The organism is Pseudomonas sp. JS425, assembly GCF_018223845.1.
Classification (GTDB): domain Bacteria; phylum Pseudomonadota; class Gammaproteobacteria; order Pseudomonadales; family Pseudomonadaceae; genus Aquipseudomonas; species Aquipseudomonas asiatica.
In genome coordinates, this window is record NZ_CP073661.1 from 5,550,316 (window position 1) to 5,576,808 (window position 26,493).

The 26,493-nt window shown below is 64.4% G+C and carries 25 protein-coding genes; 19 read left to right on the plus strand and 6 right to left on the minus strand.

What is annotated here, in order from left to right; genetic code table 11:
• Positions 1 to 92 precede the first annotated feature (92 nt).
• From cobJ to cobG, 4 genes are read right to left on the minus strand one after another with little or no spacing between them, the layout of a single operon-like run.
• Positions 93 to 1,790: a precorrin-3B C(17)-methyltransferase gene (cobJ, locus tag KDB76_RS25555; RefSeq protein WP_080708194.1), complete on the minus strand. Its 1,698-nt coding sequence runs from the start codon at positions 1,788 to 1,790 to the stop codon at positions 93 to 95.
• Complete coding sequence (locus tag KDB76_RS25560) at positions 1,778 to 2,512, minus strand: precorrin-2 C(20)-methyltransferase (RefSeq protein ID WP_013974378.1); 735 nt, start codon at positions 2,510 to 2,512, stop codon at positions 1,778 to 1,780. Before KDB76_RS25560 ends, cobJ begins: the two co-directional genes overlap by 13 nt.
• On the minus strand, positions 2,509 to 3,135 hold the full coding sequence (locus KDB76_RS25565; protein WP_003257545.1) for a precorrin-8X methylmutase: 627 nt from the start codon (positions 3,133 to 3,135) through the stop codon (positions 2,509 to 2,511). Before KDB76_RS25565 ends, KDB76_RS25560 begins: the two co-directional genes overlap by 4 nt.
• The gene (gene cobG / locus KDB76_RS25570; RefSeq protein WP_024087797.1) at positions 3,128 to 4,459 is read right to left on the minus strand and encodes a precorrin-3B synthase; all 1,332 of its coding nucleotides are present in this window, start codon (positions 4,457 to 4,459) and stop codon (positions 3,128 to 3,130) included. The genes KDB76_RS25565 and cobG overlap by 8 nt, the downstream gene beginning before the upstream one ends.
• 244 nt (positions 4,460 to 4,703) lie before the next feature.
• On the opposite strand from cobG, the gene KDB76_RS25575 reads away from it, so the two are divergent.
• The 19 genes from KDB76_RS25575 to KDB76_RS25665 all read left to right on the plus strand — a co-directional run bounded on the left by KDB76_RS25575 (position 4,704) and on the right by KDB76_RS25665 (position 25,071).
• Entirely contained in the window at positions 4,704 to 5,915 is a 1,212-nt protein-coding gene (locus KDB76_RS25575) for a bifunctional cobalt-precorrin-7 (C(5))-methyltransferase/cobalt-precorrin-6B (C(15))-methyltransferase (protein ID WP_038410165.1), read from the plus strand.
• A complete protein-coding gene (locus tag KDB76_RS25580; protein WP_013974382.1) occupies positions 5,908 to 7,002 on the plus strand; it encodes a cobalt-precorrin-5B (C(1))-methyltransferase in 1,095 nt (364 codons plus the stop codon). Before KDB76_RS25575 ends, KDB76_RS25580 begins: the two co-directional genes overlap by 8 nt.
• The gene (locus tag KDB76_RS25585; RefSeq protein WP_013974383.1) at positions 6,999 to 7,724 is read left to right on the plus strand and encodes a cobalt-precorrin-6A reductase; all 726 of its coding nucleotides are present in this window, start codon (positions 6,999 to 7,001) and stop codon (positions 7,722 to 7,724) included. Before KDB76_RS25580 ends, KDB76_RS25585 begins: the two co-directional genes overlap by 4 nt.
• 253 nt (positions 7,725 to 7,977) lie before the next feature.
• The gene (locus tag KDB76_RS25590) at positions 7,978 to 8,415 is read left to right on the plus strand and encodes an NfeD family protein (RefSeq protein ID WP_003257542.1); all 438 of its coding nucleotides are present in this window, start codon (positions 7,978 to 7,980) and stop codon (positions 8,413 to 8,415) included.
• 26 nt (positions 8,416 to 8,441) lie between these two features.
• Positions 8,442 to 9,296, plus strand: coding sequence for an SPFH domain-containing protein (locus KDB76_RS25595; protein ID WP_013974384.1), 855 nt, complete (start codon positions 8,442 to 8,444; stop codon positions 9,294 to 9,296).
• Positions 9,297 to 9,535: 239 nt separating this feature from the next.
• Entirely contained in the window at positions 9,536 to 10,483 is a 948-nt protein-coding gene (locus tag KDB76_RS25600; protein WP_038408539.1) for an IS110 family transposase, read from the plus strand.
• Positions 10,484 to 10,597: 114 nt separating this feature from the next.
• A protein-coding gene (locus tag KDB76_RS25605; RefSeq protein ID WP_249206211.1) for an IS3 family transposase occupies positions 10,598 to 11,949 on the plus strand; the annotation gives its coding sequence in 2 pieces (ribosomal slippage) (positions 10,598 to 11,075 and positions 11,075 to 11,949; 1,353 coding nt in all).
• A 170-nt stretch (positions 11,950 to 12,119) separates the two neighbouring features.
• On the plus strand, positions 12,120 to 12,509 hold the full coding sequence (locus KDB76_RS25610; protein WP_024087799.1) for a DUF2946 domain-containing protein: 390 nt from the start codon (positions 12,120 to 12,122) through the stop codon (positions 12,507 to 12,509).
• Positions 12,510 to 12,556: 47 nt separating this feature from the next.
• Positions 12,557 to 13,042, plus strand: a complete 486-nt coding sequence (locus KDB76_RS25615; protein WP_003257539.1) for a copper chaperone PCu(A)C — start codon at positions 12,557 to 12,559, stop codon at positions 13,040 to 13,042.
• A gap of 23 nt (positions 13,043 to 13,065) precedes the next feature.
• Positions 13,066 to 13,497, plus strand: coding sequence for a DUF2946 domain-containing protein (locus KDB76_RS25620; RefSeq protein ID WP_024087800.1), 432 nt, complete (start codon positions 13,066 to 13,068; stop codon positions 13,495 to 13,497).
• A 68-nt stretch (positions 13,498 to 13,565) separates the two neighbouring features.
• Positions 13,566 to 15,617 (plus strand): TonB-dependent copper receptor, encoded by a 2,052-nt coding sequence (locus KDB76_RS25625; protein ID WP_024087801.1) that lies wholly within the window; start codon positions 13,566 to 13,568, stop codon positions 15,615 to 15,617.
• 58 nt (positions 15,618 to 15,675) lie between these two features.
• On the plus strand, positions 15,676 to 17,043 hold the full coding sequence (locus KDB76_RS25630) for a PepSY domain-containing protein (protein ID WP_013974388.1): 1,368 nt from the start codon (positions 15,676 to 15,678) through the stop codon (positions 17,041 to 17,043).
• A gap of 225 nt (positions 17,044 to 17,268) precedes the next feature.
• A complete protein-coding gene (cycA, locus tag KDB76_RS25635) occupies positions 17,269 to 18,675 on the plus strand; it encodes a D-serine/D-alanine/glycine transporter (protein WP_013974389.1) in 1,407 nt (468 codons plus the stop codon).
• Between the two features lie 186 nt (positions 18,676 to 18,861).
• Positions 18,862 to 20,127 carry an urea ABC transporter substrate-binding protein gene (gene urtA / locus KDB76_RS25640; RefSeq protein ID WP_013974390.1) on the plus strand — a complete coding sequence of 422 codons (1,266 nt, stop codon included), beginning with the start codon at positions 18,862 to 18,864 and terminating at the stop codon, positions 20,125 to 20,127.
• A 173-nt stretch (positions 20,128 to 20,300) separates the two neighbouring features.
• Positions 20,301 to 21,755 carry an urea ABC transporter permease subunit UrtB gene (urtB, locus tag KDB76_RS25645; RefSeq protein ID WP_230396941.1) on the plus strand — a complete coding sequence of 485 codons (1,455 nt, stop codon included), beginning with the start codon at positions 20,301 to 20,303 and terminating at the stop codon, positions 21,753 to 21,755.
• Complete coding sequence (gene urtC / locus KDB76_RS25650; RefSeq protein WP_013974392.1) at positions 21,755 to 22,834, plus strand: urea ABC transporter permease subunit UrtC; 1,080 nt, start codon at positions 21,755 to 21,757, stop codon at positions 22,832 to 22,834. Before urtB ends, urtC begins: the two co-directional genes overlap by 1 nt.
• Positions 22,831 to 23,688, plus strand: a complete 858-nt coding sequence (gene urtD / locus KDB76_RS25655; RefSeq protein WP_025340801.1) for an urea ABC transporter ATP-binding protein UrtD — start codon at positions 22,831 to 22,833, stop codon at positions 23,686 to 23,688. The genes urtC and urtD overlap by 4 nt, the downstream gene beginning before the upstream one ends.
• A gap of 137 nt (positions 23,689 to 23,825) precedes the next feature.
• On the plus strand, positions 23,826 to 24,524 hold the full coding sequence (gene urtE, locus KDB76_RS25660) for an urea ABC transporter ATP-binding subunit UrtE (RefSeq protein WP_023660838.1): 699 nt from the start codon (positions 23,826 to 23,828) through the stop codon (positions 24,522 to 24,524).
• 31 nt (positions 24,525 to 24,555) lie between these two features.
• Positions 24,556 to 25,071 (plus strand): GNAT family N-acetyltransferase, encoded by a 516-nt coding sequence (locus tag KDB76_RS25665; protein WP_023660837.1) that lies wholly within the window; start codon positions 24,556 to 24,558, stop codon positions 25,069 to 25,071.
• A gap of 126 nt (positions 25,072 to 25,197) precedes the next feature.
• Here KDB76_RS25665 and KDB76_RS25670 read toward each other — a convergent pair whose 3' ends face one another.
• Positions 25,198 to 25,503 (minus strand): chaperone modulator CbpM, encoded by a 306-nt coding sequence (locus KDB76_RS25670; protein ID WP_023660836.1) that lies wholly within the window; start codon positions 25,501 to 25,503, stop codon positions 25,198 to 25,200.
• A gap of 2 nt (positions 25,504 to 25,505) precedes the next feature.
• Positions 25,506 to 26,459, minus strand: a complete 954-nt coding sequence (cbpA, locus tag KDB76_RS25675; RefSeq protein WP_013974397.1) for a curved DNA-binding protein — start codon at positions 26,457 to 26,459, stop codon at positions 25,506 to 25,508.
• Between the last annotated feature and the right edge of the window lie 34 nt (positions 26,460 to 26,493).

Below are 26,493 nucleotides of genomic sequence, written 5' to 3' on the forward strand. Positions count from 1 at the left end.
TGGAAACTCCTAGATGGTTGCCCCCCGAGTCAGGGGCGACCACCTTAGCCAGCGCGCCCAGGATGCAGCGCGCTGAAGGGTTTCCGGTGCAACTAGTCGGCCGACGGGTACCAACGCGGGGTGTAGGCCCACACCCCGCCCGACAAGCGAGGAAACACGCAGGTTGTAGATGAGCCGACAAGCACCATGGTGCGCATGTCGACCATTTCCGGCAGCAGTTCGGCCAATGTGACGACCTTCAGCGTCTGCCCCGGCCTACCGATGTCACGGCCAAGGACTACAGGCGTGTTACCCTCGCGGTGCCGACGCACGACCTCCAGCGCTGCCCCAAGCTGGTGCGGCCTGGCCTTGGAAATCGGGTTGTAGAATGCCAGCACCAGGTCGGCCTGGGCCGCCAGGTCCAGGCGCTTTTCAATGATCGACCACGGCTTGAGGTTGTCGGACAGCGACATCACACAGAAGTCATGCCCCAGCGGCGCGCCCGCCTGTGCGGCCGTCGCGAGCGAGGCCGACACCCCTGGCAGGATCTCGAGATCCACCCGGTGCCAAGCCGGGTCCGTGGACTCGTGCAGCGCTTCAAGTACCGCAGCCGCCATGGCGAACACCCCCGGGTCGCCCGACGAAACCACCACCACCGAACGGCCCTGAGCCGCGAGTTCGAAGGCATGCCGGGCACGCTGCATCTCTTCACGGTTGTCGGTGCAGTGCAGTACCTGGTCGTCACGGAACGGGCCGGCCATGCGCACGTAGGTTTCGTAACCGAGCACATCCTCGGCCCGCGCCAGCTCGGCCTTGACCGCCGGCACCATCAGCTCGGCTGCACCGGGCCCCAGGCCGATGACCGCCAGGCGACCCCGACGGCGACCGATCTGCGCCACCTCGACCGGGGCAGGCGCCACCGCGATGACCACGTCTGCCACCTCGATCAGCTGCGCAGCAGGCAATGCCGCAGCAACCATCCCGGCCAGATCATGCGTCCTGGCAGCAAAGCGCAAGGCAACCCCCAGGGCCTGTGCGGCCTCGTGCAGGGCGCTGTCGGCCATGGCTTGCTCGTCAGCCAGCAGGCAGGCCACTGCAGGCTCGGCGATGCCGGCCTGCTGTAATGCCGCCCGGATACTGGCCAGGCTGCCGCCAGCAACACCCACTACCACCGAACGCGGGTGGATCAGCAGCTCGTCGCGGCTGGCCGGGCGCGCCTGGTGCCCCACATGGATGGTACGCCGGGCCGCCTCGCTGGCAGGCAACTGCGCCTGCTGCAGCCACGGCGCATCACCTTCGATGCGCACCGCCTCGCCAGCCAGCAGGTCGGAGACAAAGCGCTTGCCTTGCTCGATATCCGCCAGAGCATAGCCTTGCGGCGGGTTCAGCAGACAGGTGCCAAAACGCAACTCGCCGCTGGTGGTAATTGCCGCAGCAACGCCCAGTGCTTCAGCGATTTCGCGCGCCATCACGTTCACACCGCCAAGGCCACCGAGCAACGGCACTACGGCACTGCCGTCTTCGGCCACGGCCAGTACCGGCGGCTCGACACCTTTCTCGCTGAGCAGGCTGGCCAGGCTGCGGATGACGATACCCGCGGCGCACAGGGCGATGATCGGCGTGTTCTGCTGGTACAGCCCACGCAGGGTATCGCCAAACGCGGTGTAGCAAAGGTCGGCACCCTCGACCCGGCCTTCCAGGCCATGGATCGATGCTTGTGGATAACACTGCTGGATACGCTGCGCCGTGGCCAGGCTGCCCTGGCCAAGGATGACGATCGCCGGTGCCTGGTGCATGTTCAGCCCTGCCATTTTTCACCCGGCACGATGATCAGCGAGAAGTACGGCGACGACTGTGGGTCGACCTGGTCCAGCGGCACGATTTTCTGGTTGGCCATGGTCGCCCGCTCCACATACAGCGCACGCCCGTCCAGGCCCAGTTCGGCCAGCACTTCGCGCACCTTGGGGAAGTTGCGCCCCAGCTTCATGATCACCGCCGCGTCGGCGTCGGCCAGGCGACGCTTGAGTTCTTCGGCCGGCAACACGCCAGACAGCACCGACAGGCTCTGGTTGCGATACACCAGCGGCGCGCCCAGTACCGAGGCGCCACCAAGCATCGAGCAGACGCCGGGGATCACTTCGGCCTCGTAGCGCTGCGCCAGGCGGTCGTGCAGGTACATGTAGGAACCATAGAAGAACGGGTCGCCTTCACAGATCACCGCCACGTCGCGGCCGGCATCCAGGTGCTCGGCTACCTGCACGCTGGCCTCGTCGTAGAAGTCGCTGATCACCTGTTCATAGGACAGCGGCGCTGGCAGCGCTTCGGTGGTTACCGGGTAGACCAGCGGCAGCAAGGTCTGCTCGGGCTGCAGGTGCGCCTCGATGATGCCGAAGGCGTTGCCGCGCTTGCCCTTGGCCACGAAGTAGCCGACCACGGGCGCTTCACGCAGCAGGCGCAAGGCCTTGAGGGTAATCAGTTCAGGGTCGCCAGGGCCCACGCCCAGGCCCAGCAGACGTCCACGCGGCACCATCATTCCACCTCCGTGGCGAGGGCGTTGACCGCGGCGGCGGCCATCGCGCTGCCGCCCAGGCGGCCCTGCATGATCACGAACGGCACGCCACGGCTGTCGGCGGCGAGCATCGCCTTGGACTCGGCGGCACCGACGAAGCCGACCGGGAAACCGAGGATCAGTGCTGGTTTCGGGGCGCCGGCGTCGAGCATTTCCAGCAGGTAGAACAGTGCGGTAGGCGCGTTGCCGATCACCACCACACTGCCTTCCAGGTGCGGTCGCCACAGTTCCAGGGCCACGGCGGAACGGGTGTTGCCGGCGTCTTTCGCCAGGCCCGGTACGCTCGGGTCGCGCAGGGTGCAGATGACCTTGTTGTCGGCGGGCAGCCGGGCGCGGGTAATACCTTCGGCGACCATGTGCGCATCACACAGGATCGGCGCGCCGTTCAGCAACGCCTCGCGCCCGGCCCGGCCGGCACCTTCGGAGAACTGCAGGCCATCGATGGCGTCGACCATGCCACAGGCGTGGATCACGCGCACGGCGAGCTTTTCGAGGTCTGCGGGGATCCGCTCGAGTCGGGCTTCCTCGCGGATGATCCGGAAGGAATTGCGATAGATCTCCTGACCATCGCGGATGTAGTCAATCATCAAGGTGCTCCGTCGGCAGGTCGAGCATGGCGCCTGCTTCATTCAAGGTAAGGTCGGTGGCGCGCAGGGCGCCGAAGCCCGGCAAGCGCGCATCACGCAGGTACAGGTCGTAACGGCCCGGCGCACGGGCCAGCAGGGTGGCCGGGGCAACATGGGCCACGGCACAGGATCGGGGGCAACCGGACAAGTGCACGCTGCCGGGCACGCCAGGGCCGAGCAGTGCAGCCAGGGTGACGGCGTCGGCCTTGGTCTCGCCCAGGGCCTTGGCACAGCCACTGGCGCCGGTACAGGCGCTTATGCGGGCCAGTGGCTCATGGTCATGGCATAGCAGGCCCAGTGCGGACAACCCGGCCTGGGCGTGGTCAATGTGTTGCGCTTGCAGGTTGGTCAGCACCAGGCTTTGCCAGGGGCTCAGGCGCAGGCTGCCATCGCCATGTTCACGGGCAACGCGCGCAGCGCCACGCAGCATGGCCGGGGTCAGGCGCCCCTGCGGCGGGGCAACGCCCAAGGCGACGCTCTGCGCCTGGGGCAGGACGCCCAGCCACGAGACGCTGCGCGGTTCACGCCGCCATGCGAGCACGGCGGCGTCGCGGCGGATGGCCAGGCCGAGTCCGTCGATGAAATCGGTTGCCGAACACACCTCGAGCAACTGGCGCATGCGCGACTGTGCCGGGGTGGCCAGGTCGAGGAAGCGCTCCAGCACCGCACGCACCAGTGCCAGGCCTTGGTCCGCCGGGACCGCACCGAGCACCTGGCCGTCTGCCGGGCAACCCGCCAGGCCAAACGCCAGCCAGGTCTGCTGCCCCAGGCGCAGGGCCGACAGCCACAGGTCATGGGGGTGTTCGAGCATGGCCAGGTTTTCGCCGGCATCCAGCTGCACGGCGAACTTGGCCGACAACTGGTGAAAACGCGGAGTGCCTTCCAGCAGGTCGAGGATCTGCCCGGCCAGCGGCCGAGCGTCCAGCAGCATCGCCGGGTCATGCCCGGCCAGCGGGCTGAGCATCAGGTTGCGCACATCGTCACCGGCGGCATCACGTGGGCCCAGGCCGGCAGCGAGCAGTGTCTCGACCAGGCCGCGATGCTCGCTGCCGATGCCGCGAATCTGCAGGTTGCCGCGGTTGGTGGCCTCGATCACGCCACCAGCGAAACGCTCGGCAGCCGCCGCCACTGCGTCGGCCTGGTCGGCCAGCAGCAGGCCGCCCGGCAGCTTGATGCGGCAGATGCCGCCATCACGGGCACTGACGATGCGCCACAACCCCGGGCAGGCCGAGGGACGGGGCGATACATGGGAGGCATGGGCCTGGGTCAAAGGGGCGTCCGGCAATCTGTGAAAATGCGCTTGAGTGTAGAAGGCGCGGTATTATGCCTGCTTTGTCCGGCGGCATGAAAAGCCGGTGGTCGAGCATCATCGACGATCGAGTAGAAATTAAGGACCGCGTCGCCTTCCTTCGCGGGCATGCCCGCTCCCACAGGATCACCGCTGCCCTCAACGGCTGCGCTGTACCTGTGGGAGCGGGCGAGCCCGCGAAGGGGCGCGCAGCGGCCCCAAAAATGGCGGAATGAGATACATGGCACCCTGGCTGACAGTAGTAGGTATCGGCGAAGACGGCTTCAGCGGCCTGGGCAAGCAGGCCCGGCGCGCGCTGCTGGGCGCTGCGCGGATCTTCGGCAGCCCGCGCCAGCTGGCCTTGCTGCCACGCTGCGTGGCCGGCGAACGGCTGGGCTGGCCAAGCCCGTTCTCGCTGGCCCCGGTCCTGGCTCTGCGCGGTGAGCCAGTATGCGTGCTGGCCAGCGGCGACCCGATGTTCTACGGCGTCGGTGCCAGCCTGGCGCGCCAACTGCCCGCCGCTGAAATACGCGTGCTGTCGATGCCCTCCTCCTGCGCCCTGGCCGCCGCCCGCCTGGGCTGGCCACTGCAGGACGTGCAGGTGGTATCGCTGGTCGCTCGGCCCCTGGCAGCGCTCAATGCCCATCTGCACAGCGGTGTGCGCCTGCTGGTGCTGAGCAACGACGGCGACAGCCCGGCAGCAATTGCCACGCAGCTGCGCGAGCGGGGCTTCGGGCCAAGCCGCCTGCGAGTCTTCGAACACTTGGGTGGCGTGGACGAACGTGAGTTGGCCGGCACCGCCCAGGGCTGGCCGCACAGCGACGTCGCCGCGCTCAACCTGGTAGCCATCGAGTGCCTGGCCACGCCCGAGGCGCCGCGCCTGCACCGGCTGGCCGGGCTGCCGGACAGCGCCTTCCGGCATGACGGCCAGCTGACCAAGCGCGACGTCCGCGCCATTACCCTGGCCCGCCTGGCACCACAGCCCGGCGAACTGCTGTGGGACGTGGGCGCCGGCTGCGGCTCGATCGGCATCGAATGGATGCGCGCCCACCCGGCCTGCCGCGCCTTGGCCATCGAGGCCGACGAAGGCCGCCAGGGCTTCATCGAACACAACCGCGATGCGTTGGGTGTACCCGGTCTGCACCTGGTCCGCGGCAAGGCACCGGCGGCGCTGGAGGGCCTGGAGCAACCGGATGCGATCTTCATCGGTGGCGGCGTCACCCGCGAAGGTGTGCTCGACCTGTGCTGGGCAAACCTGCGCCCCGGCGGCCGACTGGTAGCCAATGCGGTGACCTTGCAAAGCGAACTGGCCCTGGCGCATTTCCGTGAACGCCACGGCGGCGAGCTGACCCGCGTCCATGTCGCCCATGCCCAGCCATTGGGCGCGTTCGACACTTGGCGCCAGGCGCTGCCGATCACCTTGCTGGACGTGGTGAAACCCGCCGATGCGTGAAGAAACCCGCGAACAGCCCGCCCCCCTGCGCAGCGGCCTGACCACCGGCAGCTGCGCCACCGCCACCAGCCTGGCGGCAGCACGCTTGCTGCTCGGTGGCGAGAGCAACGACGCCGTCAGCATCACCCTGCCCAAGGGCAAGGTGGTGCAGATGCGCCTGGAGTTCTGCCGCCTCACCAGCCAAGGTGCCGAAGCGGGCACGCTCAAGGACGCCGGCGACGACCCGGACGTGACCCACGGCGCCCTGCTCTATAGCCAGGTTCGCCTGCTGGCCGAACCTGGCATCCGTTTTGTCGCCGGCACCGGCGTCGGCACCGTGACCCGCCCGGGGCTGGTGCTGGCGGTGGGTGAGCCGGCCATCAACCCGGTGCCACGGCGCATGATCAGCGAACACCTGCAACGCCTGGCGGACGAATGCAGCTATCCCGGTGGCTTCGAGGTAACGGTCAATGTGCAGGGTGGCGAGCAACTGGCCCTGAAGACCATGAACCCGCGGCTGGGCATCCTCGGCGGTCTGTCGATCCTCGGCACCAGCGGCATCGTGCGGCCGTTTTCCTGCGCGGCCTACATTGCCTCGATCCACCAGGGCATCGACGTCGCCCACACCAACGGCTACACGCATATCGCTGCATGCACTGGCAACGCCAGCGAAGACACCATGCGCCGCGTCTATGGCCTGCCAGAAATAGCCCTGATCGAAATGGGCGACTTCGTCGGTGCGGTGCTCAAGCACCTGCGCAAAGTACCGGTGCCACGCCTGACCCTGTGCGGCGGTTTCGGCAAGATCAGCAAGCTGGCTGCCGGGCACATGGACCTGCACAGCCGTCATTCCAGCATCGACCTGCCGCAACTGGCCGGCTGGGCGGCGGACATCGGCGCCGACGCTGCGCTGCAGGCATCGATCATTACTGCCAACACCAGCCAACAGGCCCTGGCACTGGCCCATGCAGCCGGCATTCCCTTGGGTGACGCGGTGTGCGCCCACGCCCTGGCCTTCGCCCGCAGCGTGGTGCCGGCGCAGGTGCAGGTGGAGGTGTTCGCCATCGATCGCCAGGGTGGCATCGTCGGCCGGGCGGGTGTGCAATGAACGGGCGCATCCTGCTGCTGGGCGGCGTCACCGAAGCCCTGGCCATCGCTCGCCGCCTGGGCCCGCAGCATGTCTACAGCCTGGCGGGCATCGGCCGGGTGCCGCAGGACCTGCAATGCCAGGTTCGGGTCGGCGGCTTTGGCGGTGCCGAAGGGCTGGCGAACTACCTGCACGATGCAGGCATCACGTTGCTGATCGATGCTACCCATCCCTATGCCGCGCAGATCAGCCGCAACGCGGCCAACGCCGCACGCTTGGCCGGTATTCCGTGCTGGGCCTTGCGCCGCCCGGCCTGGCAGACACAAGCGGGGGACGACTGGCGCGAGGTCGAGGACTGGGCGGGGTTGATCGAGGCACTCAAGCCGTTTCGCAGGCCATTGTTCACGCTGGGGCGTGAGCCGCTGCAACATCTGGACGAGATACCGCTGGAGCAGTTCTGGACCTTGCGTGCGTTGGAAACGTGCCCTGGCAACGATCGCTGCGAAGTGATTGGCGCGCGCGGGCCGTTCCATATCGAGGAGGAGCGGGCGTTGTTCCAGCGCCGCAAGATCGATGTGCTGATCAGCAAGAACAGTGGCAGCGTAGCGACCGAACCGAAGCTGGAGGTGGCGCGGGAGCTGGGGATACCTGTGCTGATCCTGAAGCGACCGGCTTTGCCGGATGTGAACCGGGCATTCGATTCGCCAGCCGACCTGGCTGCGGCGCTCGACCTGCGCGGATAACAAATTCCGTAAGCGCACCGCAGATCCCTGTGGGAGCGGGTTTACCCGCGAAGAAATCAACGCGGTGCATGGCACCGGCTTCGCCGGTGTTCGCGGGTGAACCCGCTCCCACAGGGGACGCGGCAACTTTCATGTATTTGCACAAGACAGTTGCTCCTACAGCCATTTCGGACTTTTCTTGCAAACCATGAAGTGGCCATGTGCCGCACTGCTACCTTAAACTCGGCACTCCCCCCCGGAAGGCGCTACCCATATGGAAATGCAATGGTGGATCTGGCTGGTCTTCGGCATCGCGCTGATCCTGCTCGAACTGGTCCTGCCGACGTTCTTCATCCTCTGGTTCGGCATCGGCGCCGTGCTGGTATCGCTCATTTCGCTGGCCGCCCCCAGCCTGCAACTGGACATGCAGGTGCTGCTGTGGGTGCTGATGTCGTCAGTCACCACGGCACTGTGGTTCAAGCTGTTCCGGCGCAAGCAACCCGACGTGCGCTGGACCGCCGAAAGCGTGATCGGTGAAGTGGGGCTGCTGACTGCTGGTGTATCGGAGTTTCAAAAAGGCCGTGTGCGCTTCCAGAAGCCTATCCTCGGCAACGAGGAATGGACCTGCATCGCCGATAGCGAGATCGCGGCCGGCGAGCGGGTACGCCTGACCGCCATCGAAGGGAACACCGCCCGGGTCATTCGGGCCTGAATCCGCACTAAAAGGAATTTCGCATCATGACCAGCCTCATCGTCGTCGTCGCCATCGCGCTGTTCGTCCTGATCACCGTGTTCAAGGGGGTGCGCATCGTGCCCCAGGGCGAAGAATGGGTCGTCGAGCGCCTGGGCCGCTACCAGAGCACGCTCAAGCCCGGCCTGAACATCGTCATCCCGTACATGGACGTGGTCGCCTACCGCCTGCCCACCAAGGACATCATCCTCGATGTGCAGCAGCAGGAAATCATCACCCGGGACAACGCCGTAATCGTGGCCAACGCCCTGTGCTTCGCAAAGGTGGTCGACCCACAGAAGGCCTCCTATGGCGTGCAGGACTTCTCGTTCGCCGTCACCAGCCTGACCATGACCTCGCTGCGCGCCATCGTCGGGGCCATGGACCTGGACGAAGCGCTGTCCAGCCGCGAGCAGATCAAGGCGCGCCTGCGCGAGGCGATGTCCGAGCAGACCGAAGACTGGGGTGTGACCGTACGCTCGGTGGAAATCCAGGACATCAAGCCCTCGGAAAACATGCAACTGGCCATGGAGCGCCAGGCGGCAGCCGAGCGTGAACGCAAGGCCGACGTAACCCGTGCCGAAGGAGCCAAGCAGGCGGCGATCCTGGAAGCAGAAGCACGCTTGCAGGCTGCCAGGCTGGATGCCGAAGCGCAGATCAGCCTGGCCGAGGCCTCGGCGCGGGCGATTTCGCTGGTCAAGGACGCGGTCGGCAACGAGACCGTACCGGCGATGTACCTGCTGGGCGAGCGCTATGTGGGGGCCATGGAGAACCTGGCGGGCAGCAGCAATGCCAAGGTGGTGGTGCTGCCGGCGGACCTGCAGGAGACCGTGCGAGGGTTGATGGGCCGCAACAAGGCTTGAGGGTACCTTGATCTTCATCGCCGGCAAGCCAGCTTGTATGGTTAGACTTGAAGGGAGGAGGAGGGACAAAGCCAGCTTCTGACTGTTAGCGCAGTACAGACCGTGGGAGATCTCGCCCCTCCTCCCTTTTCACCCAAGCGCCGATAAAGAATGCTTCCGGGCTCAGACCGACGAAAGACACAAGCCAGCGCCTCTGGGTGACCCTTCAAGTGCTTCAACACTATCGAGGAGAGTTGCTCATGGCAATGGTGGTTGCTGATTCAAAGCGGCTGATTGGCGTGGATGTGGCCAAAGCGGAACTGGTCATCTGGGACGATGAATCAGCAGAGCTCATAGCAATCCCCAATACCAAAGCAGCTATTAAGAAATGGCTCAAAGGCCTCTCGGGTGCGATGTCCGTGGCCATCGAGGCGACCAACATTTATCACGTTCTGTTTACGGATCTGGCCTTTGAGTTTGGGCATACGATCTACGTGGTAGATGGTTACGCCCTGAGCCATTACCGCAAAGGCGTCAACGTACGCGCTAAGACAGATGCAATTGATGCCCAGCTGTTGGCCCGCTATCTGAAGAACGAAGGACAGGACCTTACGCCTTGGGCGCCGCCACCGGCTATCTATCGACAACTTCTGAGCCTGTTTCGGCGACGTGCGGGACTGGTCCAGGCACGAACCAGCCTGTCTCAGGGATGGGCTAATGAACCGCTACTTAGAGCCGCCTTCAAGACACATCTGCGTGCGATGCAGCGGCTTGAGCTGCTGGTGGAGAAGATGATCAAGGGTCTGCTGGAAAAGGCCGGACTGATGCCTCAGGTAAAGCGCTGCATGAAGGTCGAGGGGATTGGTTTTCTAACGGCTGCACGCCTGACTGCGACGTTTCAGCGTGGCAACTTCAGCGGGGGTGATGCGTTTATCGCCTTTTTGGGTATGGATCTGAGGATTGCGCAGTCGGGGCAGAAAAAAGGGCAATCCAAGCTCACGAAGCGAGGAGACCCCGAAGCTCGACGCCTCCTTCACAACGCAGCCATGTCGGCATGCCGCACGGCAGTATGGAAATCGTACTACGAAGAGCGCCTGGCACGTGGTTTTAGCACGACAGCATCGCTTGTCATGCTCGCACGCAAATTGGCGCGAGTAGTATTTGCCCTACTGAAAAGCGGAGATGAGTATCGGTCAAAAGCCGCTTAAAAAACTTCCCTAAAACCATAGAATCTCCCACAGGTTTACCACAGGCCCTGAAATCTGTGCGGTCCCTGGACTGCCCCCAAGAAGTTGGACACCAATCCAACCCTTGGGGGATCTATGGGTAAATACACAGAGCAGTTCAAGCTCACGGCTATCACCGCTTACCTAGAGGGCAGCCGGGGCTTTCGCAAGGTGGCACAACACTTTGGCATCGATTTCAGCCTGCTTCGGCGCTGGGTTGCTGGCTACCAAGTCGATGCCAGCCTCGGCCCTCGCTCGCATGGTCGCCGCTACACCGAGGAATTCAAGCGGCGGGTGCTCAAGTACATGCTTGAGCATCGCCTGTCCCTGCGCCAAACAGCGGCGCACTTTGACCTTGGACAGTCCTCACAGATAGGCATTTGGCTGCGGCAGCACTACAGTGGCAGTCCTGAAGCCACTCTCGCCAAACAAACAAAATCAGCCGTGCCGAAGAAAATTAAGCCCATCAAGCCGACAGATACCAATGACGCAGAGAAATCTCGTGAGCAGTTGTTGAGCGAGCTCGAGTATCTGCGCATGGAGAATGATGTCCTAAAGGAGTTAAAGGCTCTGCGAGAGGAGAAGGAGCGAACACGGACGAAAAAGCCCTGATCGTCTGTAAATTCAGACATAAATATCCGCTGCCTGACCTCTTGCAGATGGTGGGGTTGGCACGCAGTACCTTTTATTACCAGATCAAGTGCCAGCAAAAGCCGGACAGGCACGCCTCGCTCAAGGAGTTGGTGCAGCGTGTCTATCACGAGGAGAAAGGGCTGTATGGCTACCGCCGCATTGCCCTTGCCATCAGGAATCAGGGGACCTTGGTCAACAAGAAGGTCATTGAACGGTTGATGGCTGAGCTTGGTTTGCAGTCCGTTGTACGCCCGAAGAAGTATCGATCCTATCGCGGCATTGTCGGCAAGGTGGCAATGAATTTGCTGGAGCGTAATTTCGTCGCGCAACGCCCCAACCAGAAGTGGGCGACCGATGTCACTGAGTTCAAAGTGGCCCAACAAAAGCTCTACCTGTCGCCCGTGATGGACTTGTACAACGGTGAGATCATCGCCTATGAAACAGCTTGCCGGCCTACTTATGGCTTGGTCGGGAACATGCTGGAAAAGGCGCTCGATGGGTTGGGTGAAAAGCCCAAGCTAGTGATCCACTCAGACCAAGGATGGCATTACCAGCAGCCCCAATACCGCCATAAGCTCGCAGCGCGCGGTGTGAAGCAGAGCATGTCTCGCAAGGGCAATTGTCTGGATAATGCAGCGATGGAAAGCTTCTTCGGCACACTGAAGTCAGAGTTCTTCTACCTGAAGCGCTTTGAAAGCGTCGAACAGCTGAAGGCGGGCCTGGAGGAGTACATCCATTACTACAACCATGACCGCATCAGGCTGAAACTCAATGGCCTGAGCCCTGTCAGCTACAGGACTCAGGCCACTGGCTAAAACTGTCCAACTTTTCGGGGGCAGTCCACCCTGTGGGAGCTGGCTTGCCGGCGATCGGGCTGCAAAGCTGCCCCTCGAAGGGCCCGGCCTGCGTCACTTCACCGCACCCCGCCATTTTTACCTATACTCCGCCTTACAATACCCACCACGATTCCTGACCGGATCTCTCCATGCCCCCACGTCGGCACATCGCCTGGATAGCCTGCCTTGCAGTGCTGTTCAACCTGCTGGCCATGCCGCTGTCTTCCGCCGCGCCCAAGGGCCCGGCCGAGCAGCTGCTGTGGGGGGCCTTCTGTTCCAGCATGGCCAACAAGGCCAAGGTCGACGTCCAGGCCCTGGCCAAGATCGACCTCGGCCCGCAAAGCGACGACAGCGCCAGCATGATGAATTGCTGGTGCTGCTCCGGTGCCGCGCCACTGCTGGCCTTGCCCGGCTACCCGCCGCAGCTGCACAACCCGCCGATACTGCTGGCCGGCCTGCTGCCGCCACCCGCCGACTACCACGCCACGCCGCGCCAACTCTGGCCGGCGCTCAACCCCCGTGCCTCTCCGCTGGCCTGAGTTCATCACGCTGTCTGCCTGAACCTGAACAGAAACGGAGATTCACCATGCTCAAGCACGCCCTCGTCATGGCCGCCCTGTTGCTGCCCGGCGCCTTTGCCAATGCCCACGAATACAGCGTGGGTGACCTGCACATCGCCCACCCCTGGTCACTGCAGCTGCCCCCCAACGCCCCCAACGTCGCGGCGTATTTCGTGGTGCACAACAATGGCCAGGCCGACGACCGCCTGCTCGGTGTCGACAGCCCCATCAGCGATGACGCACAACTGCACGAGCATGCCATGAGCGCCAGCGGTGCCATGAAGATGCAGCAGGTGCCCAGCGTGGTGGTACCCGCAGGCAAGGACCTGACCTTCGCCCCCAGCGCCTACCATGTGATGCTGATGCAGCCCAAGGACCGCAGCCTGCTCAGCGACGGCAAGCGCTTCCCGTTGACCCTGCACTTCGAAAAGGCCGGCGATATCACCGTCGATGTGGCCGTGCAGAAGCAGGCGCCGACGGACCAGCCGCAAGCCCACGAACACGCGCACTGATCACCCGCTGAAAGGCACTCGTCATGAGCCTGCCGCGCAACAGCATCAGCCGTACCACCCGCCCTGACCGCAGGCGCGCCGGTGGCGGATGGCTGAGCCTGTTCGCCATGTGGATGATCTTCATCGGCCCGCTGATTTCCCAGTCGATGCCGATGGACCACCACGCCGGCATGAGCATGCCGATGGACATGCCGATGGCCACCGCCCATCAGCATGGCGGCGACGCCCATCACGGCCAGGCTGGCGATGGCCAGCTGCATGTGATGTGGGAAAAGTGCGGTTACTGCAGCCTGTTGTTCAACTGCCCGGCCCTGCCCCAGGCCCTCAGCCCGCTCAGTGCCAGCAGCGTCGTACCCACCACCCACCTGTTCGCACCCACGCGCCAGGGCCATGCCCGGCAGGCTGTATTCCCCGGCGCGCGCAGCCGCGCCCCACCTTCCTCGATCAACGTCTGAACCCACATTTTTCGCGCACGAAGCCAGGAGGCTTCGCGCTGACTCATGACTGATCGACTGGAATCATTATGTCTGGCTGCACCCCTGTTTTTGCCTTGTCCCTGCGTGGGACCATCGCCGCCGTGTGCGGCTCGCTGCTCGCGCCCGTGGCCATGGCCGCCGACCCAGGCCATGAAGGCCATACACACGACGCCCCCGAGCTGAGCCCGACGGTGATCACCGCCGTGGCCCCGAGCTCGCCGCTGACCGTGGTCACCAACCCGAAAGACCCGCGCCAGCCGGTGCCGGCCAGCGACGGCGCCGACTACCTGAAGACTATCCCCGGCTTCTCGGCCATCCGCGCTGGCGGCACCAACGGCGACCCGGTACTGCGCGGCATGTTCGGCTCGCGCCTGAACATCCTCACCAATGGCGGCCTGATGCTGGGCGCCTGCCCCAACCGCATGGACGCCCCCACGTCGTACATTTCGCCGGAAACCTACGACCGCCTGACCGTGATCAAAGGCCCGCAAAGCGTGATCTGGGGCCCGGGCGGCTCGGCGGGCACCATCCTCTTCGAGCGCGAGCCGGAGAAGTTCGGCACCCTCGGCAGCCGGGTCAACGCCAGCCTGCTGGCCGGCTCCAACGGCCGCTTCGACAAGGTGCTGGACACCGCCGCCGGCAACGACCAAGCCTACGCCCGCTTCGTCGGCAACCAGTCGCGCTCGGACGACTACCATGACGGCGATGACAACACCGTGCCGTCACGCTGGGACAAGTGGAATGGCGATGTCGCCCTCGGCTGGACCCCCGACCAGGACACCCTGCTGGAACTCACCGCCGGCAAGGGCGATGGTGAGGCCCGCTATGCCGGGCGTGGCATGGACGGCTCGCAGTTCAAGCGCGAAAGCCTGGGCCTGCGTTTCGAAAAATCCAACCTCGGCGAGGTGCTCGACAAGGTCGAGGCGCAGGTCTACTACAACTACGCCGACCACGTGATGGACAACTACAGCCTGCGCACGCCTTCGGGCAGCGGCATGATGGGCATGCCGATGGTCAGCAACGTCGACCGTCGCACCATGGGCGCACGCATCAAGGCCACTTGGCGCTGGGCCGATGTGCAACTGATCGGCGGCATCGACGCGCAGACCAACGAACATCGCAAACGCGGCGGCATGGGTGTGGACGCGCACAAAGGCCAGGCCTGGACCAAGGACGCCGACTTCCACAACTACGGTGCCTTCGGCGAGCTGACCTGGTACGTCAGCGGTGAGGACCGCATGATTACCGGTGCCCGCCTGGACCGCGCCTCCGCCCGCGACTTCCGCGCAACCAGCGCCACCAACGGCGACACCCGCGCCGATACCCTGCCCAGCGGTTTCGTCCGCTACGAGCACGACCTGGCAGCCATCCCGGCCACCACGTACATCGGCCTTGGTCATGCCCAGCGTTTCCCCGACTACTGGGAGCTGTTCTCGCCCAAGCTGGCACCACCCGGTGCGGCCAATGCTTTCGACGGTATCAAACCAGAGAAGACCACCCAACTCGACTTCGGTGTCCAGTACCGCGACGAGCGCATGGAAGCCTGGGCGTCTGGCTACATCGGGCAGATCCGCGACTACATCCTGTTCGACTACCAGGCAATGAGCTCCCAGGCTCGCAACATCGACGCCCGCATCATGGGCGGCGAACTGGGCGCGGCCTACCAGCTGACGGAAAACTGGAAGGCCGACGCCACGCTGGCCTACGCCTGGGGCAAGAACAGCAGTGACGGCACAGCACTGCCGCAAATGCCGCCTCTGGAAAGCCGCCTGGGCCTGACCTACAGCCGCGATGTGTGGAGCGTCGGCGCACTGTGGCGGTTGGTGGCGGCGCAGAACCGCATCGCCGAGAACCAGGGCAACGTGGTCGGCAAGGACTACGACAACAGCGCCGGCTTCGGCGTGTTCTCGCTCAATGGTGCCTACAAGGTGAGCAACCACCTCAAGCTCAGCGCGGGGGTCGACAACCTGTTCGACAAGACCTACGCCGAGCACTTGAACCTGGCCGGGAACGCCGGGTTCGGCTACCCGGCTAGCGATCCACAGCCGGTCAACGAGCCAGGCAGGACCTTCTGGACCAAGGTCGACTTCAGCTTCTGACAACAACAACGGGCGCGGCGCAGGTCGCGCCCATCTGCTGGTCAAACAGGAGGTTCCCATGAGAGGAACACGCATCAACTTCTACAACCTGGCCTGGCGTTGGCACTTCTATGCGGGGCTGTTCGTGGCCCCGTTCATGATCCTGCTGGCAATTACCGGGATCATCTACCTGTTCAAGCCGCAGCTCGACCCGCTGCTGTACCGCGAGCTGATGGTGGTCGAAGCCGGCCACCACCGACAGGGCGCGGACACGATGCTGGCCGAAGTGCGCAAGGCCTACCCCGAAGGCCACGTTGGCCAGTACCTGCCGCCGCTGGACGCCGAACGCAGCGCACAATTCGTGGTGCATGACGCCGGGCGCGAACTGAACGTTTTCGTCGACCCCTACAGCGGCAAAGTCCTCGGCGAACAGGATGGCAAGCAGAACCTGCAGGCCATCGCCCGCGCCCTGCATGGCGAACTGATGGTCGGCACGGTCGGTGACCGTCTGGTAGAACTGGCCGCGGGCTGGGGCATCGTGCTGGTGGTGTCGGGCCTGTACTTGTGGTGGCCACGCGGGCGCAATGGCGCTGGCGTGCTGTGGCCACGGCTCTCGGCACGCGGCCGAATGTTCTGGCGCGACCTGCATGCGGTAACCGGCTTCTGGGGCTCGGCCTTGTTGCTGCTGATGCTGCTCAGCGGCATGACCTGGACCGGCCTGTGGGGCAAGCAGTACGCCGACTTGTGGAACCGCTTTCCGGCGGCCATGTGGAACGACGTACCCAAGTCGGACCAGCAGGCGGGTGAACTCAACAGCGCGCACCGCCAGACCGTGCCCTGGGCGATGGAAAACACGCCGATGCCACAGTCCGGTGCACACGCCGAACATGCCGGGCATCACATGACGTCGAGCGCGCCGGCAGCGCCACAGATAAGCCTGCAGCAGGTCGAAGACATCGCTACCGCGCGCCAGGTCGAGCCGGGTTACAGCATTACCGCGCCGACTACGGCCGATGGCGTGTTCACCATCGCCGTATTCGCCGACGACCCGCGCAACGACGCCACCCTGCATGTCGACCAGTACACCGGCAAGGTGCTGGCCGATGTGCGCTGGCAGGACTACAGCCCGGTCGCCCGTGCCACCGAGCTTGGTGTGATGCTGCATGAAGGCAAGATGTTCGGGGCGTTCAACCAGATCATCATCCTGCTGGTGTGCCTGATGATCTTGCTGGGCTCGGTGAGCGGGCTGGTGATGTGGTGGAAGCGCAGGCCGGCCGGCGGGCTGGGTGTGCCGCCGCTGCGCCATGACTTGCCGCGCTGGAAGGTAGCGGTGGGGGTGATGCTGGTGCTGGGGTTGATGTTCCCGCTGGTGGGGGTGTCGATGGTGGTGATGTGGCTGGTGGATAGCTTGGTGGTGAGGCGCGGCCGAGTGCTGGTCAGCGCTTGAGCCTTGCTTCGTCTGTGCCGGCCCTTTCGCGGGTAAACCCGCTCCTACAGTTTCTGCGCCAGCGCGGTCCCTGTGGGAGCAGGCAAGCCCGCGAAGAGGCCGGCACAGGCACAACACTGCTACCCAAAAGTCGAGTCGATCTGTCGCGCCCCGAACTGGAACGCGCGTGTTAGCCTAGCCGGCTACCTCTGACAAGACGACCGACCGTCCAACGGAATGCAGCCTATGACGCAAACCTCACCCACAGCGCCAGATGAACAGCATCTGCAGCGCAACCTGACCAACCGCCACATCCAGCTGATCGCCATTGGCGGCGCAATCGGTACCGGCCTGTTCATGGGCTCGGGCAAGACCATCAGCCTGGCCGGGCCGTCGATCATCTTCGTCTACATGATCATCGGCTTCATGCTGTTCTTCGTCATGCGCGCCATGGGCGAACTGCTGCTGTCGAACCTCAACTACAAGTCGTTCATCGATTTTTCCGCAGACCTGCTCGGCCCCTGGGCAGGCTACTTCACCGGCTGGACCTACTGGTTCTGCTGGGTGGTCACCGGCATCGCCGACGTGGTCGCGATCGCGGCCTATACGCAGTTCTGGTTCCCCGAACTGCCGCAGTGGATACCGGCGCTGACCTGCGTAGGGCTGCTGCTGTCGCTGAACCTGGTGACGGTGAAGATGTTCGGTGAAATGGAGTTCTGGTTCGCCCTGATCAAGATCGTCGCCATCATCGGCCTGGTCGCCACCGGCCTGTACATGGTCATCACCGGCTTCACCTCGCCCAGCGGGCGCACCGCGCAACTGGCCAACCTGTGGAATGACGGCGGCATGTTCCCCAATGGCCTGATGGGCTTCTTCGCTGGCTTCCAGATCGCCGTGTTCGCTTTCGTCGGCATCGAGTTGGTGGGTACAACCGCCGCCGAAGCGAAGAACCCGGAGCGCACCCTGCCGCGGGCGATCAACTCGATCCCGGTACGCATCATCGTGTTCTATGTGCTGGCGCTGATCGCGATCATGGCCGTGACCCCATGGCGCGACGTAGTGCCGGGCAAGAGCCCGTTCGTGGAGTTGTTCGTGCTGGCCGGCCTGCCGGCGGCGGCGAGCATCATCAACTTCGTGGTGCTGACCTCGGCGGCCTCCTCTGCCAACAGCGGCGTTTTCTCCACCAGCCGCATGCTCTACGGCCTGAGCCAGGAGGGTGACGCACCCAAGGCATTCGAGAAACTGTCGAGCCGCTCGGTACCTGCCAACGGCTTGTACTTCTCCTGCACCTGCCTGCTGCTGGGCGCAGTGCTGATCTACCTGGTGCCGAACGTGGTCGAGGCATTCACCCTGGTCACCACCGTTTCGGCGGTGCTGTTCATGTTCGTCTGGACACTGATCCTGCTGTCGTACCTGAACTACCGCAAACACCGCGCGGCGTTGCACCAGGCCTCGAAGTACAAGATGCCGGGCGGGCGCTTCATGTGCTACGTGTGCCTGGTGTTCTTTGCTTTCATCCTGGTGTTGCTGAGCCTGGAGGACGATACCCGCGCGGCGTTGCTGGTGACGCCGATCTGGTTCGTGCTGCTGGCGGTGACCTATCAGGGGGTGCGTAGCAAGCGCCATCCGCGCACGGCAGTGCGTAACGGCTGATGACCCTGGGGGCTGCTCTGCAGCCCCAATCCTGTGCACACAAATCCATCAGGCACCAACCTGGATCCAACCAACGCCCCAACACCTCGCACAACCCCTCTATTGCGCACCTTCCGCCGTTAGGCACACCCCTTGCAACACCCCTCCCCGCTTGCCCAACACATAAAAACTCAGCGGAGAGAGCACATGAAGCGACGCAGTCTGATCAAGGCCTTCACCCTTAGCGCATCGATTGCCGCGATGGGCCTGAGTTGGAGCATCCAGGCCGCCGAAACCATCAAGGTCGGCATCCTGCATTCGCTGTCGGGGACCATGGCCATTTCCGAGACTTCGCTCAAGGACATGGCGCTGATGACCATCGAGCAGATCAACGCCAAGGGCGGCGTGAACGGCAAGCTGCTCGAGCCGGTGGTGGTCGACCCGGCCTCCAACTGGCCGCTGTTCGCCGAAAAGAGCCGACAGCTGCTGACCCAGGACAAGGTGGCAGTGGTGTTCGGCTGCTGGACCTCGGTGTCGCGCAAATCGGTGCTGCCAGTGTTCGAGGAACTGAACGGCCTTCTGTTCTACCCGGTGCAGTACGAGGGTGAAGAGATGTCGCCGAACGTGTTCTACACCGGCGCCGCGCCCAACCAGCAGGCGATCCCGGCCGTGGAGTACCTGATGAGCGAGGACGGCGGCAGCGCCAAGCGCTTCTTCCTGCTGGGCACCGACTACGTCTACCCGCGCACCACCAACAAGATCTTGCGCGCCTTCCTGCACAGCAAGGGTGTGGCCGACAAGGACATCGAAGAGGTGTACACGCCGTTCGGCCACAGCGATTACCAGACCATCGTCGCCAACATCAAGAAGTTCTCTGCTGGCGGCAAGACAGCCGTCATTTCCACCGTCAACGGCGATTCCAATGTGCCGTTCTACAAGGAGCTGGCCAACCAGGGCCTGAAGGCCACCGATGTGCCAGTGGTGGCCTTCTCGGTGGGCGAGGAAGAACTGCGCGGCATCGACACCAAGCCGCTGGTGGGCCATCTGGCGGCGTGGAACTACTTCGAGTCTGTGGATAACCCGGTCAACCAGAAGTTCGTCGCCGACTGGAAGGCCTATGCCAAGGCCAAGGGCCTACCAGGCGCCGACAAGGCGGTGACCAACGACCCGATGGAGGCCACCTACGTGGGCATCCACATGTGGGCGCAGGCGGTGGAAAAAGCCAAGTCCACCGATGTCGACAAAGTACGCGAGGCGCTGGCCGGGCAAAGTTTCGAGGCGCCGTCCGGCTTCACCCTGACCATGGACAAGACCAACCACCACCTGCACAAGCCGGTGATGATCGGCGAGATCCAGGATGACGGGCAGTTCAGCGTGGTGTGGGAGACCGAGCAACCGCTGCGGGCGCAGCCATGGAGCCCGTTTATTCCCGGCAACGACAAGCGCCCTGATTACGCCGTGAAAGGTAACTGAGAGCCGTTAGGGCCGCCTTGCGGCCCATTCGCGGGTGAACCCGCTCCCACAGGTTCGGTGCCAGGTTCGAAACCTGTGCGGTCCCTGTGGGAGCGGGTTTACCCGCGAAGAATCCACCGCTGTATTCCAGGATTGCTCGCATGCTTAGACTCCTGCTAACTCTTCTCCTGCTGATGCCCTTGGCAACCCAGGCCAGCGAGGGCGAATTCTTCCTCGCTGCCAAGCCCGCCGAGCAAGCCCGCCTGCTCGAAGGCTGGGCTGCACAACCCGATACCGCGCGCCTGGCGCTGCTGGACAACCTGCGCCAGGGCCGCATCGCCGCCGACGACACGCGCAAGGTACGCCTGAACAACCGCCTGCGCGGCCTGATCGACAATGCCCTGGCCAGTCACCAGTTGCTCAGCGACAACAGCGACATCCGCCTGGCCGCTGCCCAACAACTTCAGAAAAGCGCGCAACCGGCGCAAATGGCTTTCCTCGACCGGCGCTTCGCCAGCGAACCGGATGCCGCCGTGCATGCCGCCCTCGGCTTGGCCCTGGCCAACCTGCAGCTGGGCGCCAGCGAACCGGCAGTACGCCTGGCCGCCGTTCGCCTGCTCGGCGAAACCGGTGACCCGCTGGCCCGCACCCGCCTCGAAGCCTTGCTGCAACCCAACGCGGAAACCGACCCGGGCGTGCGCACCGCCGCCGAAACCAGCCTGGCCCAGGTGCAGCGCAAGCTGCTGGCCGGCGAACTGCTCGGCCAGGCCTTCAGCGGCCTGTCGCTGGGCTCGATCCTGCTGCTGGCAGCCCTTGGCCTGGCCATCACCTTCGGCCTGCTCGGGGTGATCAACATGGCCCACGGCGAAATGCTGATGCTCGGCGCCTATAGCACCTACATGGTCCAGGTACTGCTGCAGCGCTACGCCCCCGGCGCCATCGAGTTCTACCCGCTGATCGCTCTGCCAGTGGCGTTCGCCATCAGTGCCGGCGTCGGCATGGCATTGGAGCGCACGGTAATCCGCCACCTGTATGGCCGCCCACTGGAAACCCTGCTGGCGACCTGGGGCATCAGCCTGATCCTGATCCAGGCCATCCGCCTGCTGTTCGGCGCGCAGAACGTGGAAGTCAGCAACCCGGCCTGGCTGTCGGGGGGCATCCAGCTGCTGCCCAACCTGGTACTGCCATACAACCGCTTGGTGATCATCGGCTTCGCCCTGGCCGTGGTACTGCTCACCTGGCTGCTGCTCAACCGCACGCGGCTGGGCTTGAACGTGCGCGCGGTCACCCAGAACCGCAACATGGCCGCCTGCTGCGGCGTATCCACCGGGCGCGTCGACATGCTCGCCTTCGGCCTCGGCTCGGGCATCGCCGGACTTGGTGGCGTGGCCCTGAGCCAGGTCGGCAACGTCGGCCCGGACCTGGGCCAGAGCTACATCATCGACTCGTTCCTGGTGGTGGTGCTCGGCGGCGTCGGCCAATTGGCCGGCAGCCTGTGGGCAGCCTTCGGCCTTGGCATCGCCAACAAGCTGCTGGAGCCGCAGATCGGCGCCGTGCTCGGCAAGATCCTCATCCTTGCGTTGATCATTCTGTTCATCCAGAAGCGCCCGCAAGGCCTGTTCGCCCTCAAGGGACGGGTAATCGACTGATGAACCAGCCACTGCTTGTTACCGCTACGCAAAAGGCCGGGCCACGCCTGACCCTGGCCATCGGCGCCGTCGTCGTCCTGTTGCTGGTGGCCCTGCCGCTGCTGTCGCTGCTGCCGGCGGACCATGCCCTGCAAGTGTCGGCCTACACCCTGACCCTGGTCGGCAAGATCCTCTGCTACGCCATCGTCGCGCTGGCCCTGGACCTGGTCTGGGGCTACGCCGGGCTGCTGTCGCTGGGCCACGGGCTGTTCTTCGCCCTCGGTGGCTACGCCATGGGCATGTACCTGATGCGCCAGGCCGCCGGTGACGGCCTGCCAGGGTTCATGACCTTCCTGTCGTGGAGCGAGCTGCCGTGGTACTGGGCTGGCACCCAGCATTTCGCCTGGGCCTTGTGCCTGGTGGTGCTGGCGCCCGGGCTGCTGGCGCTGGTGTTCGGCTGGTTCGCCTTCCGCTCGCGGATCAAGGGCGTGTACTTCTCGATCATGACCCAGGCGCTGACCTTCGCCGGCATGTTGCTGTTCTTCCGCAACGAAACCGGCTTTGGCGGCAACAACGGCTTTACCAGCTTCCGCACCATCCTTGGCTTCGACATCGCCGCCCAAGGCACCCGCGCAATGCTGTTCCTGCTCACCGTCGGCCTGCTGCTGGCCAGCCTGTACCTGTGCAGGTGCCTGACCCGCAGCAAGTTCGGCCGCCTGCTCACCGCCGTGCGCGACGCCGAGAACCGCCTGATGTTCTGTGGCTACGACCCACGCGGCTTCAAGTTACTGGTGTGGGTGCTCAGCGCCGTACTTTGCGGCCTGGCCGGTGCGCTGTACGTACCGCAGGTGGGCATCATCAACCCCAGCGAGATGTCGCCGACCAACTCCATCGAAGCCGCCGTGTGGGTGGCCCTGGGCGGGCGCGGCACCTTGATCGGCCCGCTGCTCGGCGCCGGCCTGGTCAATGGCATGAAAAGCTGGTTCACCGTGGCCTTCCCGGAGTTCTGGCTGTTCTTCCTCGGCGCGTTGTTCATCCTCGTCACCCTGTACCTGCCCAAGGGCGTGGTCGGCCTGTTGAAGAAAAGGAGCCAGCCATGAGAGGCGTGCCCCCGGTACACCCGGAATTCATGCTCGAACCGGTGTTCGACAACCTCGGCGCCAGCCGCGACGCCATCGGCCTGGGCCACAGCCGCAAGGCCGGCCTCGATACCCGCCATGGCACGGTGCTGAGCCTGGAAGACATCAGCGTCAGCTTCGATGGCTTCAAGGCGCTGAACGCGCTGAACCTGTACATCGGCGTGGGCGAGCTGCGCTGCATCATCGGCCCCAACGGGGCCGGCAAGACCACGATGATGGATGTGATCACCGGCAAGACCCGGCCCGACAACGGTACGGCCTATTTCGGTGACACCCTCGACCTGACCCGCATGAGCGAATACCAGATTGCCCAGGCCGGCATAGGCCGCAAGTTCCAGAAGCCCACGGTGTTCGAGGCGCTGACGGTGTTCGAAAACCTGGAGCTGGCGTTGAAGACCGACAAGTCGGTATGGGCCAGCCTGGCAGCGCGCCTGGGTGGTGAACAGCGCCAGCGCATCGAGGAGGTGCTGGGCACCTTGCGCCTGCTGCCGCTGGCCCAGCGCCAGGCGGGCTTGCTGTCGCATGGCCAGAAGCAGTTCCTGGAGATCGGCATGCTGCTGGTGCAGGAGCCGCAACTGCTGTTGCTGGACGAGCCGGTGGCGGGCATGACCGATGCCGAGACCGAGTTCACCGCCGAGCTGTTCAAGGGGCTGGCTGGCAAGCATTCGCTGATGGTGGTGGAGCACGACATGGGGTTTGTCGGCAGCATTGCCGACCATGTGACCGTGCTGCACCAGGGCAGCGTGCTGGCGGAAGGGTCGCTGGAGCAGGTGCAGGCGGATGAGCGGGTGGTCGAGGTGTATCTGGGCCGCTAGACATTGAAACCTGTGCCGGCCTCTTCGCGGGTAAACCCGCTCCCACACAGGCCTGAAGAGCTGCGCGGTCCTTGTGGGAGCGGGTTTACCCGCGAAAGGGCCGGCACAGGCACAGCAACAATTTCAGGAATACACACATGCTCAAGATCGACACCCTGCACCAGTATTACGGCGGCAGCCACATCCTCCGGGGCCTGTCCTTCGAGGCCAAGGTTGGCGAAGTCACCTGCCTGCTGGGCCGCAACGGCGTGGGCAAGACCACCCTGCTGCGCTGCCTGATGGGGCTGGTACCCGCTCGCGACGGCAGCATCGAATGGGAAGGCAAGCCGATCACCAGCCTCAAGCCCCAGCAACGGGTCCACGCCGGCATCGCCTACGTGCCCCAGGGCCGCGAGATCTTCCCCCGCCTCACTGTCGAGGAAAACCTGCTGATGGGCCTGTCGCGCTTTCCCGCCCGTGAAGCGCGCGAAGTACCATCCTTCATCTACGAACTGTTTCCCGTGCTGGAACAGATGAAGCAACGCCGTGGCGGTGACCTGTCCGGCGGCCAGCAGCAACAGCTGGCCATCGGCCGCGCCCTGGCCAGCCGCCCGCGGCTGCTAATCCTCGACGAGCCCACCGAGGGCATCCAGCCTTCGGTGATCAAGGAGATAGGCGCAGTCATCCGCCGCCTGGCCGAGCGTGGCGACATGGCAATCCTGCTGGTGGAGCAGTTCTACGACTTCGCCGAGGAGCTGGCCGACCAGTACCTGGTGATGGCCCGTGGCGAGATCATCCAGCGGGGCCGCGGCGAAAACATGCAGGCCGAAGGTGTGCGCGGGCTGGTAACCATTTAATCTGCAAGCAACGACCCTGCGAGACGCTGTCATGAGTCATGAAATCCGCGACGCCCTGCCTTCCGACGTGCCGGGCATCCTCGACATCTACAACGACGCGGTGCGCAACACCACGGCGATCTGGAACGAAACCCCGGTGGACCTGGCCAACCGCCTGGCCTGGTTTGCCGCACGTGCGCAGCAGGGTTACCCGATCCTGGTGGCGGTGGATGAGAGCGGTGTGCTGGGCTATGCGTCGTTTGGCGACTGGCGGCCGTTCGAGGGCTTTCGCCTTACCGTTGAGCATTCGGTGTATATCCGCGGCGACCAGCGAGGCAAGGGGCTGGGGCCGGTGCTGATGGCAGCGCTGGTCGAGCGTGCGCGCGCGTGTGGCAAGCATGTGATGGTGGCGGCCATCGAGAGCGGCAATGCAGCGTCGGTGCGCCTGCACGAGCGGCTGGGCTTCGTGGTGACCGGGCAGATGCCGCAGGTGGGGGTGAAGTTTGGCCGGTGGCTGGACTTGACCTTCATGCAGCTGGTGCTGAACCCGGGGGCAGAACCAAGCTGAATTTGATTTTGCCTGTACTGGCCTCTTCGCGGATAAACCCGCTCCCACAGGTACTGCACACATCTCAGGAATCGTGCGATCCCTGTGGGAGCGGGTTCACCCGCGAAGAGGCCGGGCCTGCAAACCTCACATCTGGATAAACCTGCCCAACCGCTGCCTCAGCATGCTGTTCTCGCTGCGCAGCTGCTGCACTTCCTGCAATAACTCCAGCGCCAGCGCCACACCTTCCCACTCCAGTTCCAGCTCCTGATGCAGCTTCGCCGCGCGTTTGGCCAGCAACGGCGCCTGATCGTCGAACAACCAGTCCTCCGGCGTTCGCCCGGAAGGTTCGACAATGCCGTGCTCGACGATTTCGATCACGCAGTCAGCCGTGAGATCGGCCTCCTGACACAAGGTACGCATGTCCAGTTGAACGATCAGGGTGCTGCTCATGATCACTTACTCCATTGTGTCCTCGGGTTGAACGCAGCCTTCTCGGAAAGCTTGGTCCACAGTTCGCGGGCAGACTCGTCGGATGCTGGTGGCATGACCACTTTCAGTTGCGCGTAAAGGTTGCCACGCTCGCCACTCTTGTTGGCCAGGCCCTTGCCCGGTACGCGCAGGCGCTGGCCGCTCTGGCTGTCGGGGCGGATGGTGAGGTTGATCTTGCCGTCCAGGGTCGGCACGGCCACCTTGGCGCCCAGTGCTGCCTCCCACGGTGCCAGCGGCACGGTGATGATCAGGTCATGACCTTCGACATCGAACAGCGGGTGCGGTGCCATGCGAATGGTCAGGAACAGGTCGCCATTGGCCCCGCCACCACTACCCGGCGCACCCTGGCCCTTTAGGCGGATACGCTCGCCGTCGGTCACACCGGCCGGGATCTTCACGTTGAGGGTCTTGGTAGTGAAGCCGGTGCGCTGGCCCATGGCATTGGTCTGCGGCACCTGGAAGCTGATCTGCTTGGACTCCTTGCTCAGGGTCTCTTCAAGGAATACCGCCAGTTCTAGCTCCACGTCCTGCCCCCGCCTGCCAGCGCTGCGTTGCTGCTGCCGGGCACCACCGAACGGGTTGCCCCCCCGGCCACCAAAGATCGAGCTGAAAAAGTCGGAGAAATCGCCGCCTTCGAAGCCGCCACCACCGCCACGGTTCTCCCAGCCCGGTGGCGCCTGGAACGGCCGGCCATGCTGGCCACCGTACTTGCGAATTTCATCGTACTCGGCACGTTTCTGCGCGTCGCCCAGCACTTCGTAGGCCTCGTTGGCCTCCTTGAATTTTTCCTCGGCGTCGCGCTCCTTGCTGACATCGGGGTGATACTTGCGCGCCAGCTTGCGGTACGCGGCCTTGATCGCCTTTTCGTCCGCCGCGGGCTCTACGCCGAGTATCTTGTAATAGTCTTTGAAGTCCATCTATGGATCACCAATGTGAATGTGCGTGTTGCAA